9 protein-coding genes, 2 tRNA genes and 3 rRNA genes are annotated in these 15573 nt (G+C 53.9%); 3 read left to right on the forward strand and 11 right to left on the reverse strand.

All coding sequences use genetic code 11. The features are described 5' to 3' along the window. Positions 1-4 precede the first annotated feature (4 nt). From bcsA to bcsR, 3 genes are read right to left on the reverse strand one after another with little or no spacing between them, the layout of a single operon-like run. Positions 5-2620 carry a UDP-forming cellulose synthase catalytic subunit gene (gene bcsA, locus ACMGG3_RS17230; protein WP_025202799.1) on the reverse strand — a complete coding sequence of 872 codons (2616 nt, stop codon included), beginning with the start codon at positions 2618-2620 and terminating at the stop codon, positions 5-7. Beyond that, positions 2617-3369 carry a cellulose biosynthesis protein BcsQ gene (bcsQ, locus tag ACMGG3_RS17235; RefSeq protein ID WP_025202798.1) on the reverse strand — a complete coding sequence of 251 codons (753 nt, stop codon included), beginning with the start codon at positions 3367-3369 and terminating at the stop codon, positions 2617-2619. Before bcsQ ends, bcsA begins: the two co-directional genes overlap by 4 nt. An 11-nt stretch (positions 3370-3380) precedes the next feature. Continuing rightward, complete coding sequence (bcsR, locus tag ACMGG3_RS17240) at positions 3381-3569, reverse strand: cellulose biosynthesis protein BcsR (RefSeq protein WP_020884481.1); 189 nt, start codon at positions 3567-3569, stop codon at positions 3381-3383. Between the two features lie 173 nt (positions 3570-3742). Between bcsR and bcsE the strand changes: the two genes are divergently transcribed. Genes bcsE through bcsG form a run of 3 tightly spaced genes read left to right on the forward strand, consistent with a single transcriptional unit; the run spans position 3743 to position 7168 of the window. Next, positions 3743-5305 (forward strand): cellulose biosynthesis c-di-GMP-binding protein BcsE, encoded by a 1563-nt coding sequence (bcsE, locus tag ACMGG3_RS17245; RefSeq protein ID WP_020884480.1) that lies wholly within the window; start codon positions 3743-3745, stop codon positions 5303-5305. Further along, a complete protein-coding gene (gene bcsF / locus ACMGG3_RS17250; RefSeq protein ID WP_025202797.1) occupies positions 5299-5496 on the forward strand; it encodes a cellulose biosynthesis protein BcsF in 198 nt (65 codons plus the stop codon). Before bcsE ends, bcsF begins: the two co-directional genes overlap by 7 nt. Further along, entirely contained in the window at positions 5489-7168 is a 1680-nt protein-coding gene (gene bcsG / locus ACMGG3_RS17255) for a cellulose biosynthesis protein BcsG (protein WP_020884479.1), read from the forward strand. The genes bcsF and bcsG overlap by 8 nt, the downstream gene beginning before the upstream one ends. 45 nt (positions 7169-7213) lie before the next feature. Here bcsG and ACMGG3_RS17260 read toward each other — a convergent pair whose 3' ends face one another. From ACMGG3_RS17260 to ACMGG3_RS17295, 8 genes are all read right to left on the reverse strand, one after another. After that, positions 7214-8209: a glycosyl hydrolase family 8 gene (locus ACMGG3_RS17260; protein WP_148576914.1), complete on the reverse strand. Its 996-nt coding sequence runs from the start codon at positions 8207-8209 to the stop codon at positions 7214-7216. 6 nt (positions 8210-8215) lie between these two features. After that, a complete protein-coding gene (birA, locus tag ACMGG3_RS17265) occupies positions 8216-9178 on the reverse strand; it encodes a bifunctional biotin--[acetyl-CoA-carboxylase] ligase/biotin operon repressor BirA (protein ID WP_032680102.1) in 963 nt (320 codons plus the stop codon). Next, complete coding sequence (murB, locus tag ACMGG3_RS17270) at positions 9175-10203, reverse strand: UDP-N-acetylmuramate dehydrogenase (protein WP_059306907.1); 1029 nt, start codon at positions 10201-10203, stop codon at positions 9175-9177. The genes birA and murB overlap by 4 nt, the downstream gene beginning before the upstream one ends. Positions 10204-10337: 134 nt before the next feature. Continuing rightward, positions 10338-10453, reverse strand: a 5S ribosomal RNA gene (rrf, locus tag ACMGG3_RS17275). 63 nt (positions 10454-10516) lie between these two features. Then, positions 10517-13423 (reverse strand): 23S ribosomal RNA (locus ACMGG3_RS17280). Positions 13424-13603: 180 nt separating this feature from the next. Further along, positions 13604-13679 (reverse strand) — tRNA-Ala (locus ACMGG3_RS17285). A 38-nt stretch (positions 13680-13717) separates the two neighbouring features. Beyond that, positions 13718-13794, reverse strand: a tRNA-Ile gene (locus ACMGG3_RS17290). Positions 13795-13864: 70 nt separating this feature from the next. Beyond that, positions 13865-15404, reverse strand: a 16S ribosomal RNA gene (locus ACMGG3_RS17295). The 16S, 23S and 5S rRNA genes sit together here with 2 tRNA genes alongside, the layout of an rRNA operon. Between the last annotated feature and the right edge of the window lie 169 nt (positions 15405-15573).

Here is a 15573-nt window from a genome sequence, read left to right on the forward strand (position 1 = left end):
ATCATCATTGTTGAGCCATAACCGGGTCCGCCTGCTTCGCCTCATCCCGCTCGGGACGACGAGGAACGAACGATACGATCCAGGAAACCAGCGAAGTAAGGGACCGGAAAATTAATTTCACCGACGACGGGGCAAATTCTGCAAGGTGACGATAGCCACGGAACCCCAGCTTCAGAATATCCAGCAGGCTTTCCAGAGGTTTATCTTCCGGGAAGCTGTCCTGCCAGAGAGCCCACGTGTCCGCGCGGGCAAACGTACACTGCACAAAATCAATATGTTGTTTTTTCGTCAGCGGCATCAGCTGCAGACCGACTTCATTACCGGCTACACGCACCACCTGCGTCGGGAAGACGTACTCCTGCTGGCCGCGCTTCAGCAGCAGGTTAACCTTCTGCCCTTCCAGCACCTTCGCCTGACCGTTGATTTTTATCCCCAGACCACCGTCTGAGAAGTCGTGCACGGTACAGGAGAAGAGGTGACCATCTTCACGGGCGATTGCCGCAGGCATGCAGATTTCCACGCGATGCGCACGGCGGACCTGTTTGCTCTCCACCGACACCGCAACCGCGCCGCCGAGGATAATCAGGTTGTAGAACACCCATGCCATACTCACGAACACGGTCAGGATCTCGTTTTCCGGGCCGTAGAAGTAGCGCCAGATACCGGCAATCACGCCCACGATATTCAGCAACACCAGGAAGATGTACGGCCGGGAGATGACCCAGTCGACATACTCCTCTTCCACCAGACCGCCCTTCGCGGTGACGTTGAATTTACCTTTGTGCGGGTTGATCAGTGCCACCATCGTCGGCGGCGCAATGTACCAGGCCAGCACCGTTTCGTAGATTTCACTCCAGAACGAATGGCGGTATTTACCCTGAATCTTCGAGTTCGTCAGGCTCGCGTGGATCATGTGCGGCAGAACAAACAGCGCAATCATCAGCGCAGGCGCGTAGATGATATAGGCGTGAAGAAGCAGGAATGCCAGCGGCGCGGTCAGGAAGATGAGGCGCGGGATACCGGACAGGAAGTGGAACATGGCGTTGACGTAGCACAGACGCTGCGCGAGTTTCAGCCCTTTCCCAATCAGGGGGTTATCGAGACGGAAAATCTGCACCATGCCGCGCGCCCAGCGAATACGCTGGCCGATGTGCGCCGAGAGAGATTCCGTTGCCAGACCCGCGGCCTGCGGAATACGCATATACGCGGAGGTGTAGCCCCGACGGTGCAGGCGCAGCGAGGTATGCGCATCTTCGGTGACCGTTTCGACGGCAATGCCACCGATCTCATCCAGCGGTTTACGACGAATAACCGCACAGGAACCGCAGAAGAAGGTCGCATCCCACATGTCGTTCCCGTCCTGCACCAGGCCATAGAACAGCGTGCCTTCGTTAGGGGTTTTACGGAAACGGCCAAGGTTACGTTCAAATGGATCTGGCGAGAAGAAGTGGTGCGGCGTCTGCATCATCGCCAGCTCTTTCTCCTTCAGGAACCAGCCCATCGTCATCTGCAGGAACGAGCGCGTCGGCACGTGGTCGCAGTCAAAGATTGAGACAAACTCACCTTTGGCATACTTGAGGGCGTTGTTGATGTTCCCGGCCTTTGCGTGTTCATGCGTGGTACGGGCGATGTACTCGACACCCACCTCTTCCGCGAACTGGCGGAACGCCGGGCGGCCGCCGTCATCCAGGACCCAGATTTTGAGTTTATCTTTCGGCCAGTCGATACCCAGCGCGGCGTAAATCGTGTTTTTTACCACGCTCAGGTCTTCGTTGTAGGTCGGCACGAAGAGATCGACAGACGGCCATTGTGACGTGTCTTTTGGCAGCGGAACCGGCTGACGGTTGAGCGGCCAGATGACCTGGAAATACCCCAGCACCAGTACAACCCAGGCGTACGTTTCCGCAAACAGCAGAACCAGACCGCACACCAGGCTGACCGGGTCATCCCAGTTGAGCGTTGAGGTGTAACGCCACCAGATGTAGCGACAGGAGACGGTCAGTGACAGCACAATCAGCATCAGGGCGGAGAAGCGTCCCGGGATACGGCGCACCAGCAATGCCACGCCCCACAGCAGGATCAGGAAGGTGAACTGCGCCAGAGGGTTAAAGGGCTGCGTAATACAGACCAGGGCCAGAATGAGCGAGAAAACGACGATTACGCCGAGTATAAAACGCCGCAAGCCCGGGTGCAGATGCCCGAGCTCTTTATGGTTATCCAGATGGCTGGTCTTGTCACCCACACGGTCAGGCAAACTGTCCAGCCACTGGTGATAGCGCTCACGTAAATGTTGCACGCGGGAGAAGCTGCGCCAGCGCGGCGCTTTGTTTTCTGAGCGGGACGACGTGGCCACCAGCCAGACAGCCTGAATGATATAACGCGCCGGATCCAACGGTCGCGGGCGGTCGGGATGAATATGCGGATATAACTCACTGTGCTGCGCACGAATGCGCTGCCAGCGCGGGTGTTCGAGGGGAATGAACGTCCAGGCCAGAATCATCCAGAAGCAGCCGAGCGCGGCGCTGAATGCCGAAGCTCCGTGCCGGCGAAAATGCCGGTAATGTTCGCTCAGACGCGAACTGACCGGCGGGATGAGTAACCAGCTGGCGAGACGGCTCATACAGAACTCCCTGCAGGCTCTGCCCCTTTGGCAAAGTGCAGCAGACACCAGTTCGCCAGCGTCAGGATCTCTTCTGCCGCCAGGGAATCGCTGCGGTATTCACCGAGTGGCTGTTTGGAGGCAAGGCATTCCGCCATGCCTTCATCACGATGGATAACAATCGGCAGCAGACGGCGCTGGCTTTGCAGCCAAACCTGATACAGATCGTCCTGGATCTGGCTGCCAATGCGTAAATCGTTAATCAGGATATGACCATTTTCAGGCAACCCTTGCTGATGCAGACGGATATGGCAATTCGCGTCGACGTTCACAATCGACAGCACGCGATCGCACTGCGCCATAAGCTGTCGGGTCAGCGTGCCGGCGCCGTGCGGCAGATCCAGAAGGATCCACTTATAATGGCCTTTTTCTTTCAGCTCCTGCAGCGCGACGGTGAACTGGGAAAACAGACGCTGATAGGCAGCTTCATTTTCACGCTCGGTAGTGGTCAATTGGCCAAAGGGCAGTACATCAAGCTGCGAGGTATAACGCATACCCGCATCGCGCCAGTCTTTATCATCAAGCAGCGCGCGAGCCCAACCCTCTGTACGCGTAAAGTCGACATTAAACGACATGCGCAGCAAATTATCGGCACAGGCGTCAATCACCAATACCGATTCACCTAAAAGCTGTAATGACCACGCCAGCGCCGCGGTAACGGATGTTGTACCTACTCCACCACGGACGCCCTGTAATCCTAGTATGGCCATCAATGGCTCCCTTATTGTTGTTGGGCAAATTCAGCTAATAGCGGCCAACGTTTAATAGCCGCGGCCAACTGTTCCCGCTGGGAAATGTCGGTGTAATCTATTTCAGGTAATGAAAACGCCTGCGTCAGCGCCAGAAAGTCGTTCTGGAATGTGTAACCCAGGGTTGAGTCGACTGGGGTGCCGGGTTCGTTATTATCCATTCTATTCCATCCCTTTGAGTAAAATCGCACAATCAGAAGTAGCGAGGCTTCCTGCCCTATCAAATTTCATTTACATGCTAAATCTGATGTTCTTTAATTTCAATGTTAGGTTTATTTCTACGCTTTCGCTAGTAAACTGAGATACAGAGAAATTAAACGAAAAGAGGGACACCGTGGACTCCATATTTTCTATTGGCATCCAGTCATTATGGGACGAATTGAGCCACATGCCAGTCGGAGGAGTCTGGTGGATTAATACGGATCGTAATGAAGATGCTATCAGTCTGGTAAACAAGACAATTGCCGCTCAGGGCAAGGATTCCCGCGTGGCCGTCGTGAGCATGGGCGAAGAGCCAAAGAAAATTATCACCCTTGAAAACGATCGCGGTCCGCAGACGGTGCGATTATTTTCCATGCCTGCGGAGGCCGATAGTCTATACTTTTTGTCCCGCGACATTCAGTGCTCTATTGATCCCGATCACTATCTGGTGATTCTGAAATGCTCAAATAACGCCCTGCAAAATATCCCTGCTGAAAAACTACTGCCCTGGCTGGAAAAAATCAATAAATGGGCAAAATTTCAAAATTGCACGCTATTGATAGTCAATCCTGGCAGTAATAACGACAAACTGTTTTCCCTTTTAATGGGCGAATATCGCTCCCTGTTTGGTCTGGCGAGTCTTCGGAACCAGGCAGACAGCTATCTCTACGATATTGCGTTCTGGTGTAATGAAAAAGGCGTAAGCGCCAGACAACAGCTCACCCTTAAACATATTGAGGGCGAATGGCACCTGGCGCAGCAGGAAGAAACCGTGGTGCAACCGCGCAGCGATGAAAAACGAATCCTGAGCCATATTGCCGTTTTAGAGGGGGCGCCTGCGCTCTCGGAAAATTGGTCGTTGTTTGATTCTAACGAAGCGCTTTTTAATGAAGCTCGCACAACCCAGGCAGCAACCATTGTTTTTTCGCTCATGCAAAATAACCAGATTGAAACGCTGGCGCGACAGATCCACACCTTACGTCGCCAGCGCGGAAGCGCCTTAAAAATAGTGGTGCGCGAAAATAACACCAGCCTTCGCGCCACGGATGAGCGCCTGCTTCTGGGCTGCGGTGCCAATATGGTGATTCCGTGGAATGCGCCGTTATCACGCTGCCTGACGCTTCTCGAAAGCGTTCAGGGTCAGCAGTTCAACCGTCACGTACCGGAAGATATCTCCACCCTGCTCTCCATGACGCAGCCGATGAAGCTGCGCGGATACCAGAAATGGGATACCTTCTGCGACGCCGTCGGCAACATGATGAGCAACACGCTGCTTCCTGCAGACGGGAAAGGGGTGATGGTTGCCCTGCGCCCGGTACCGGGTATCCGCGTTGAACAGGCGCTCACGTTATGCCGTCCGAACCGCACAGGAGACATCATGACCATCGGCGACAACCGCCTGGTGCTGTTCTTGTCCTTCTGCCGGATAAACGATCTTGATACCGCCCTTAACCATATCTTCCCGCTGCCAACCGGGGATATTTTCTCGAACCGTATGATCTGGTTCGAAGATAATTCTATCAGTGCAGAGCTGGTGCAGATGCGCGCCCTCGAGCCTGAACAATGGGCGAAACCGCTCACCGTGAAGAGCGATGCCAAACCGATTCTCAACGCCCGACATGACGGACACGTCTGGCGGCGAATACCGGAACCCCTTCGCCTGTTAACTGAGAATGGGGAGAACGCACCATCATGAATATCAGCGATATCATTCAACTGGTCGTATTCTGTGCGCTGATCTTTTTCCCGCTTGGCTACTATGCACGCCATTCCATACGCCGTATCCGCGATACGGCCAGAGTGCTGTTTGTAAAACCTCGCTATGTAAAACCAGCCGGAACACTGACACGGGCATCACACGTCAAGGCAGACCGAAAACATGACTAATTCTACCTATACCGCTTCGTCACCATCGCCGCTCTGGCAATACTGGCGCGGCCTTTCCGGCTGGAACTTCTACTTTCTGGTGAAGTTTGGTCTGCTGTGGGCAGGCTATCTGAATTTCCATCCCCTGCTCAACCTGGTGTTTATGGCTTTCCTGCTGATGCCTTTGCCCAATATCAGGCTGCATCGCTTGCGTCACTGGATTGCTATCCCTGTCGGCTTTGCTCTGTTCTGGCATGACACCTGGCTGCCGGGACCGGACAGCATTATGAGTCAGGGTTCGCAGGTGGCAGGGTTTAGCGCCAGCTATGTCCTTGACCTGACCGAGCGCTTTATTAACTGGCAAATGATAGGTGCCGTCTTTGTGCTGCTGGTAGCCTGGCTGTTCCTGTCACAATGGATCCGCGTCACGGTATTTGTCGTCGCCATTATGATCTGGCTGAACGTGCTGACGCTTGCAGGTCCAGACTTCTCCCTGTGGCCCGCGGGTCAACCCACGACCACGGTGACCACTACCGGGGGAAGTGCAGCGGCAACCGTCACGACGGCAGGTGATACGCCTGTGGTCGGCGATATCCCGACGCAGACCGCACCGCCGACGTCCACTAACCTGAACGCCTGGCTCTCCAGCTTCTATACCGCGGAAGATAAACGTCAGACCAAATTCCCGGAAGCCCTGCCGGCGGATGCTCAGCCGTTTGAGCTGCTGGTGATCAACATCTGTTCACTCTCCTGGGCTGACGTCGATGCCGCGGGTTTGATGTCTCACCCGCTGTGGTCCCATTTCGATATCCAGTTTAAAGACTTTAACTCTGCCACCTCGTACAGCGGCCCGGCGGCAATTCGCCTGCTTCGTGCAAGCTGCGGTCAGACATCGCATAAGAACCTGTATCAACCCGCCGGCAACCAGTGTTATCTGTTCGATAACCTCTCAAAACTGGGCTTCACGCAGCATCTGATGCTGGGACATAACGGCCAGTTCGGTAACTTCCTGAAAGAGGTGCGCGAACAGGGTGGTATGCAGGCACAGCTGATGGATCAAACCGGACTGCCGGTCACTCTGCTGGGCTTTGACGGTTCACCTGTTTATGACGATACCGCCGTGCTGCAACGCTGGCTGAAGACCATCGAAAAAGACAGTAATCCGCGCAGTGCAACGTTCTACAACACGCTGCCGCTTCACGATGGTAACCACTTCCCTGGCGTGAGCAAAACGGCCGATTATAAAGTTCGTGCGCAGAAATTCTTTGATGAACTGGACGCATTCTTTACGGAGCTGGATAAATCGGGCCGTAAAGTGATGGTGGTTGTGGTACCTGAACACGGCGCCGCGCTGAAAGGCGACAGAATGCAGGTGTCAGGTCTGCGTGATATCCCTAGCCCGTCTATTACCAACGTACCGGCAGGCATTAAATTCTTTGGTATGAAGGCACCTCATCAGGGCGCACCGATTGAGATCGCTCAGCCAACCAGCTATCTGGCCATTTCAGAACTGGTTGCCCGCGCGGTTGACGGCAAACTGTTTGTGGAAGACAGCGTGAACTGGGATCAGCTCACCAGTAACCTGCCGCAAACTGCCGAAGTCTCTGAGAACGCGAACGCGGTTGTGATTCAGTATCAGAACAAACCGTACGTTCGCCTGAACGGTGGAGACTGGGTACCTTATCCGCAGTAAACCGCATTTCCCTCTCCCCCCAGGGGAGAGGGCTCACCCGTTCCGTTATGGCTGCTCAGCAAGCCATACAAGCATTTTCAGGCTTGCGGAGTAGTAATCATCCTTTGCAGTGATCTCGGGTTCTCCGGATGGCTGTCCCATCGTTAAATCACGTACCGCCAGCAGCCCCCCTTCCATCATGTAAGGCGCATATTCATTGGTCGTCACGTTTACCCATGCGGGAGTTTGTTCGCGGGGGAACTGACCGAACCAGGCTCGCCACGGCGTTAACAGCGGGCTCTTCTTATCAGACCAGGCCAGGTAAAGTGGAATGCGGATCGCGTCGTAGCTCATCCGTGGCGGCCAGGCTTTGGCCGGGGACAGCGTGCCCGTAGAGCCCAGTGAGACCCAGTCCGTGGGAAGTCTGGCTTTACCCGATCCCATTTTTGCCAGCAAGCGATGGCCATCCTGAATCAACTTGCCCCAGACCGGCGAATGGCTGCGGCTGGCAAAGGCCTGCCAGGCCGGGAAGACGAAATAAGAGGGGTTAAGCACGATCTCACCGTCGAGGGTAAACCCCTGGACGCCGGGCAGCATCACGCGGTAACCCGCATAACGGGTCACGGTGTGGCTAATGAGTGCTTTCGTTATCGCATCCGATGCGGCGCTGTACTGTTTGTCATGCCAGCGCGTATCCGCTTTCAACAGCGCCCAGGCAATCAGGACATCGCCATCGGCGGCGTTATTTTTGTCAGCAATCGGGTTGGACTCGGCAGGATTATAACGCCAGTAAAACAGACCATTTTCTTTGTTCTTTAGCGTACTGTCAGTCCATTTCCACAGCTTATCAAACGTTGCTTTATCGTCGTTAGCCACCGCCATCAGCATGGCGAAGCCCTGGCCTTCAGTATGCGAAACATTGCCGTTGCCGGTATCGACAATCCGCCCTTCCGGCGTAAAGAAGCGTGCTTTGTAACTCTCCCAGGCCTGACCCGCCTGAGAGAGGGGGGAGAACAGTAAACTCATCATGACGGCCAGAGCGGCGCATGCGGGTTTTCGCATAATGGGTTATTCCGCGCTGCGCAGTGAAATCTCACCGCCCACCCAGGGTTTGATCACGCCATCCTGCTCCAGGAGCAACGCGCCCTGTGCGTCGATGCCGCGGGAAATACCGTAGATCTCTTTATCACCAATCAGCAATTTCACCGGACGGTTAATAAAGTTATCCAGCTTTTCCCAACGGGACAGGAAGGATGCCAGCCCCTCTTGTTCAAAGAGCGAAAGCGAACTGCGTAATTCTTTAATCATACGCACGGCAAGGGTGTTGCGATCAATGGTGATCCCCGCTTCCTGCAGGTTGGTCCACGCCTGATTCACCACGTCATTTTGTACATTGCGCATCACCATATTGAGGCCTGCACCAATGACAATTTGCGCCGCGTCGCCTGTTTTACCCGTTAATTCAACGAGAATACCGGCAAGTTTACGATCGTTCAGATAAAGATCGTTTGGCCATTTCACCCGCACCTTATCAGCACCCAGATCGTGCAGCACTTCCGCCATCACAATCCCGATGACCAGACTCAGGCCAACAGCAGCAGCGGGACCCTGCTCCAGACGCCAGTACATGGAGAGATAGAGGTTGGCACCAAATGGCGAAAACCACTTGCGGCCTCGACGGCCACGCCCGGCCTGCTGGTACTCGGCTACACAGGCATCCCCGGAGGATAATTCGCTGAGTCGATCCATAAGGTACTGGTTGGTCGAATCGATCACCGGCAAGACCGCAACATTGCCATGCTCTACCTGGCTGCGGATCAGCTCTTCATTCAGCAGCTGAATCGGCTCCGGCAGGCTGTAGCCTTTTCCGGGTACCGTAAAGACATCGACACCCCAGTCGCGGAGGGTCTGGATATGCTTATTAATGGCGGCACGGCTCATGCCCAGGTGTTCACCCAGCTGCTCGCCGGAATGGAATTCACCGTCGGCAAGAATGCTTATCAGGGTTAAAGGGATAGTATTGTCCTTCACGCGATAACCTCCACGGCATTCACTTCGCCCGTACGGCCAATGAAGCGGACCTCTGGCTCCAGCCAGACGTTAAATTTTTCGCCCACTTGCTGACGGACGTGATGGGCCAACCGGACAACATCCTCGCTGGTCGCATCGTTTTGATTAATCAGCACCAGGGCCTGCTGGCGATGAACGGCCGCACCGCCCACGGAGGCGCCTTTTAACTGGCATTGATCGATAAGCCAGCCCGCGGCCAGCTTCACGCTACCATCCGCCTGTGGGTAATGGGGTGCGGCAGGCCAACCTGCAAGTAACGCTTGGGCGTTTTCGCTGCTGATAACCGGGTTTTTGAAGAAACTTCCCGCATTTCCATTCACTTTAGGATCAGGAAGTTTGGTCGTGCGCATATGGCACACCGAGTCAAAAACATCACGGGCAGTCGCCGTTTCGGGATCGAGACGCGTTAAATCACCGTAGGTCAGCACCGGCTGCCAGTTTTTTGACAGACGCAGGCCTACGGCGACAATCACGTAGCGATCCTGATATTCATGCTTGAAAATACTGTCACGGTAGCCAAAACGGCACTGTTCAGCGGTTAAACGCTGAGCCGCGCCGGTCGCCAGCTCAATACAATCTACGTATTCACAAACGTGTTTCAGTTCGATGCCATAGGCACCGATATTTTGAATGGGGGATGATCCGGCGCAGCCAGGGATAAGGGCAAGGTTTTCCAGTCCAGGCATCCCTTTGTCCAGGGTGTATTGCACCAGATGATGCCAGTTTTCACCGGCGCCAACGTGCAGATGCCAGCTATCGGCGCGCTCTTCCACATCAATTCCCATGATGCGGTTAACGATCACCGTTCCCGCAAAATCATCGAGAAACAGGACATTACTTCCTTCGCCCAGAATCAGTACAGGTTCGTCTTGTTCTGTTGCGCTTTGCCAGGCATCCAGCAGTTGCTGTGCAGTATCGGCACGTACAATTTTATTAGCATTACGTTGAATGCCAAAGGTATTCCAGGGCTTAAGGGAGTGATTCATAGACGCTATCCTGAGACAAAAACCGGGATAGTTTACCGTATATACGGGGGGATAGGTGATTAGTTTAGAGAAACGAGGAAGGGATAAAAACGCAAAAAGGCCATCCTTTCGGATGGCCTCTTCACTTATTTGATGCCTGGCAGTTCCCTACTCTCACATGGGGAGACCCCACACTACCATCGGCGCTACGGCGTTTCACTTCTGAGTTCGGCATGGGGTCAGGTGGGACCACCGCGCTAAAGCCGCCAGGCAAATTCTGTAATCTGTATCAGCTGAAAATCGTCTCTCATCGCCAAAACACCTTCGGCGTTGTAAGGTTAAGCCTCACGGTTCATTAGTATCGGTTAGCTCAACGCATCGCTGCGCTTACACACCCGACCTATCAACGTCGTAGTCTTCAACGTTCCTTCAGGAGACTTAAAGTCTCAGGGAGAACTCATCTCGGGGCAAGTTTCGTGCTTAGATGCTTTCAGCACTTATCTCTTCCGCATTTAGCTACCGGGCAGTGCCATTGGCATGACAACCCGAACACCAGTGATGCGTCCACTCCGGTCCTCTCGTACTAGGAGCAGCCCCCCTCAATTCTCCAGCGCCCACGGCAGATAGGGACCGAACTGTCTCACGACGTTCTAAACCCAGCTCGCGTACCACTTTAAATGGCGAACAGCCATACCCTTGGGACCTACTTCAGCCCCAGGATGTGATGAGCCGACATCGAGGTGCCAAACACCGCCGTCGATATGAACTCTTGGGCGGTATCAGCCTGTTATCCCCGGAGTACCTTTTATCCGTTGAGCGATGGCCCTTCCATTCAGAACCACCGGATCACTATGACCTGCTTTCGCACCTGCTCGAGCCGTCACTCTCGCAGTCAAGCTAGCTTATGCCATTGCACTAACCTCCTGATGTCCGACCAGGATTAGCTAACCTTCGTGCTCCTCCGTTACTCTTTGGGAGGAGACCGCCCCAGTCAAACTACCCACCAGACACTGTCCGCAACCCGGATTACGGGTCTACGTTAGAACACCAGCCATTAAAGGGTGGTATTTCAAGGTTGGCTCCACGCAGACTGGCGTCCACGCTTCAAAGCCTCCCACCTATCCTACACATCAAGGACCAGTGTTCAGTGTCAAGCTATAGTAAAGGTTCACGGGGTCTTTCCGTCTTGCCGCGGGTACACTGCATCTTCACAGCGAGTTCAATTTCACTGAGTCTCGGGTGGAGACAGCCTGGCCATCATTACGCCATTCGTGCAGGTCGGAACTTACCCGACAAGGAATTTCGCTACCTTAGGACCGTTATAGTTACGGCCGCCGTTTACCGGGGCTTCGATCAAGAGCTTCGCGTTACCGCTAACCCCATCAATTAACCTTCCGGCACCGGGCAGGCGTCACACCGTATACGTCCACTTTCGTGTTTGCACAGTGCTGTGTTTTTAATAAACAGTTGCAGCCAGCTGGTATCTTCGACTGATTTCAGCTCCACCCGCAGGGGCTTCACCTACATATCAGCGTGCCTTCTCCCGAAGTTACGGCACCATTTTGCCTAGTTCCTTCACCCGAGTTCTCTCAAGCGCCTTGGTATTCTCTACCTGACCACCTGTGTCGGTTTGGGGTACGATTTGATGTTACCTGATGCTTAGAGGCTTTTCCTGGAAGCAGGGCATTTGTTACTTCAGCACCGTAGTGCCTCGTCATCACACCTCAGCGTTAATAAACGACCGGATTTACCTAATCGTTCCGCCTACATGCTTAAACCGGGACAACCGTCGCCCGGCTAACATAGCCTTCTCCGTCCCCCCTTCGCAGTAACACCAAGTACAGGAATATTAACCTGTTTCCCATCGACTACGCCTTTCGGCCTCGCCTTAGGGGTCGACTCACCCTGCCCCGATTAACGTTGGACAGGAACCCTTGGTCTTCCGGCGAGCGGGCTTTTCACCCGCTTTATCGTTACTTATGTCAGCATTCGCACTTCTGATACCTCCAGCACCCCTCACAGGACACCTTCAACGGCTTACAGAACGCTCCCCTACCCAACAACGCATAAGCGTCGCTGCCGCAGCTTCGGTGCATGGTTTAGCCCCGTTACATCTTCCGCGCAGGCCGACTCGACCAGTGAGCTATTACGCTTTCTTTAAATGATGGCTGCTTCTAAGCCAACATCCTGGCTGTCTGTGCCTTCCCACATCGTTTCCCACTTAACCATGACTTTGGGACCTTAGCTGGCGGTCTGGGTTGTTTCCCTCTTCACGACGGACGTTAGCACCCGCCGTGTGTCTCCCGTGATAACATTCTTCGGTATTCGTAGTTTGCATCGGGTTGGTAAGCCGGGATGGCCCCCTAGCCGAAACAGTGCTCTACCCCCGAAGATGAGTTCACGAGGCGCTACCTAAATAGCTTTCGGGGAGAACCAGCTATCTCCCGGTTTGATTGGCCTTTCACCCCCAGCCACAAGTCATCCGCTAATTTTTCAACATTAGTCGGTTCGGTCCTCCAGTTAGTGTTACCCAACCTTCAACCTGCCCATGGCTAGATCACCGGGTTTCGGGTCTATACCCTGCAACTTAACGCCCAGTTAAGACTCGGTTTCCCTTCGGCTCCCCTATACGGTTAACCTTGCTACAGAATATAAGTCGCTGACCCATTATACAAAAGGTACGCAGTCACCCCATAAAAGAGGCTCCCACTGCTTGTACGTACACGGTTTCAGGTTCTTTTTCACTCCCCTCGCCGGGGTTCTTTTCGCCTTTCCCTCACGGTACTGGTTCACTATCGGTCAGTCAGGAGTATTTAGCCTTGGAGGATGGTCCCCCCATATTCAGACAGGATACCACGTGTCCCGCCCTACTCTTCGAGTTCACAACCTGTGTGCTTTCGTGTACGGGACTTTCACCCTGTACCGTGCGACTTTCCAGACGCTTCCACTAACACACAAGCTGATTCAGACTCTGGGCTGCTCCCCGTTCGCTCGCCGCTACTGGGGGAATCTCGGTTGATTTCTTTTCCTCGGGGTACTTAGATGTTTCAGTTCCCCCGGTTCGCCTCGTTAACCTATGTATTCAGTTAACGATAGTGTGACGGATCACACTGGGTTTCCCCATTCGGACATCGCCGGGTCAAAGGTTCATATCACCTCGCCGGCGCTTTTCGCAGATTAGCACGTCCTTCATCGCCTCTGACTGCCAGGGCATCCACCGTGTACGCTTAGTCGCTTAACCTCACAACCCGAAGATGTTTCTTTCGATTCATCACCGGCTTGCGAAAATTTGAGAGACTCGAACACACATAACATGTGTGTCGTTTCAATTTTCAGCTTGATCCAGATTTTTAAAGAGCAAAACTTCGCAGTGCACCTTTTCAGGTTCACTCTGAAGTTTTCTTGTTTTCGCAGTAAAAGATGGTGGAGCTATGCGGGATCGAACCGCAGACCTCCTGCGTGCAAAGCAGGCGCTCTCCCAGCTGAGCTATAGCCCCATCGTATGACCAACCTCTTCAAATCTGCATGACAGATTTGGTAGGCCTGAGTGGACTTGAACCACCGACCTCACCCTTATCAGGGGTGCGCTCTAACCACCTGAGCTACAAGCCTGTAGAGGTTTTTTACTGCTGTTTTTCATCAGACAATCTGTGTGGACACTACAAAGGCAGGTTCTTTAAGGTAAGGAGGTGATCCAACCGCAGGTTCCCCTACGGTTACCTTGTTACGACTTCACCCCAGTCATGAATCACAAAGTGGTAAGCGCCCTCCCGAAGGTTAAGCTACCTACTTCTTTTGCAACCCACTCCCATGGTGTGACGGGCGGTGTGTACAAGGCCCGGGAACGTATTCACCGTAGCATTCTGATCTACGATTACTAGCGATTCCGACTTCATGGAGTCGAGTTGCAGACTCCAATCCGGACTACGACGCACTTTATGAGGTCCGCTTGCTCTCGCGAGTTTGCTTCTCTTTGTATGCGCCATTGTAGCACGTGTGTAGCCCTACTCGTAAGGGCCATGATGACTTGACGTCATCCCCACCTTCCTCCAGTTTATCACTGGCAGTCTCCTTTGAGTTCCCGGCCGGACCGCTGGCAACAAAGGATAAGGGTTGCGCTCGTTGCGGGACTTAACCCAACATTTCACAACACGAGCTGACGACAGCCATGCAGCACCTGTCTCAGAGTTCCCGAAGGCACCAAAGCATCTCTGCTAAGTTCTCTGGATGTCAAGAGTAGGTAAGGTTCTTCGCGTTGCATCGAATTAAACCACATGCTCCACCGCTTGTGCGGGCCCCCGTCAATTCATTTGAGTTTTAACCTTGCGGCCGTACTCCCCAGGCGGTCGACTTAACGCGTTAGCTCCGGAAGCCACGCCTCAAGGGCACAACCTCCAAGTCGACATCGTTTACGGCGTGGACTACCAGGGTATCTAATCCTGTTTGCTCCCCACGCTTTCGCACCTGAGCGTCAGTCTTTGTCCAGGGGGCCGCCTTCGCCACCGGTATTCCTCCAGATCTCTACGCATTTCACCGCTACACCTGGAATTCTACCCCCCTCTACAAGACTCTAGCCTGCCAGTTTCGAATGCAGTTCCCAGGTTGAGCCCGGGGATTTCACATCCGACTTGACAGACCGCCTGCGTGCGCTTTACGCCCAGTAATTCCGATTAACGCTTGCACCCTCCGTATTACCGCGGCTGCTGGCACGGAGTTAGCCGGTGCTTCTTCTGCGGGTAACGTCAATTGCTGTGGTTATTAACCACAACACCTTCCTCCCCGCTGAAAGTACTTTACAACCCGAAGGCCTTCTTCATACACGCGGCATGGCTGCATCAGGCTTGCGCCCATTGTGCAATATTCCCCACTGCTGCCTCCCGTAGGAGTCTGGACCGTGTCTCAGTTCCAGTGTGGCTGGTCATCCTCTCAGACCAGCTAGGGATCGTCGCCTAGGTGAGCCGTTACCCCACCTACTAGCTAATCCCATCTGGGCACATCTGATGGCAAGAGGCCCGAAGGTCCCCCTCTTTGGTCTTGCGACGTTATGCGGTATTAGCTACCGTTTCCAGTAGTTATCCCCCTCCATCAGGCAGTTTCCCAGACATTACTCACCCGTCCGCCACTCGTCACCCGAGAGCAAGCTCTCTGTGCTACCGTTCGACTTGCATGTGTTAGGCCTGCCGCCAGCGTTCAATCTGAGCCATGATCAAACTCTTCAATTTAAGTTTGATGCTCGTGAATTAAACTTCGTAATGAATTACGTATGTTCACTCAGAGACTTGGTATTCATTTTTTGTCCGAAGACATTAAGAATCCATGTCACTTTGAGTGCCCACACAGATTGTCTGATAAATTGTTAAAGAGCAGTGCCGCTTCGTTTTCGCTGCGGCG

The organism is Enterobacter sp. BNK-18 (assembly GCF_047456135.1).
Classification (GTDB): Bacteria; Pseudomonadota; Gammaproteobacteria; order Enterobacterales; family Enterobacteriaceae; genus Enterobacter; species Enterobacter ludwigii.

What these genes read in the sequence shown, in the direction of transcription:
- bcsQ (WP_025202798.1), bottom strand. Translation starts at nt 3,369, where the DNA reads ATGGCCATACTAGGATTACAGGGCGTCCGTGGTGGAGTAGGTACAACA.
- bcsG (WP_020884479.1), top strand. Translation starts at nt 5,489, where the DNA reads ATGACTAATTCTACCTATACCGCTTCGTCACCATCGCCGCTCTGGCAA.
- bcsR (WP_020884481.1), bottom strand. Translation starts at nt 3,569, where the DNA reads ATGGATAATAACGAACCCGGCACCCCAGTCGACTCAACCCTGGGTTAC.
- murB (WP_059306907.1), bottom strand. Translation starts at nt 10,203, where the DNA reads ATGAATCACTCCCTTAAGCCCTGGAATACCTTTGGCATTCAACGTAAT.
- ACMGG3_RS17260 (WP_148576914.1), bottom strand. Translation starts at nt 8,209, where the DNA reads ATGCGAAAACCCGCATGCGCCGCTCTGGCCGTCATGATGAGTTTACTG.
- bcsA (WP_025202799.1), bottom strand. Translation starts at nt 2,620, where the DNA reads ATGAGCCGTCTCGCCAGCTGGTTACTCATCCCGCCGGTCAGTTCGCGT.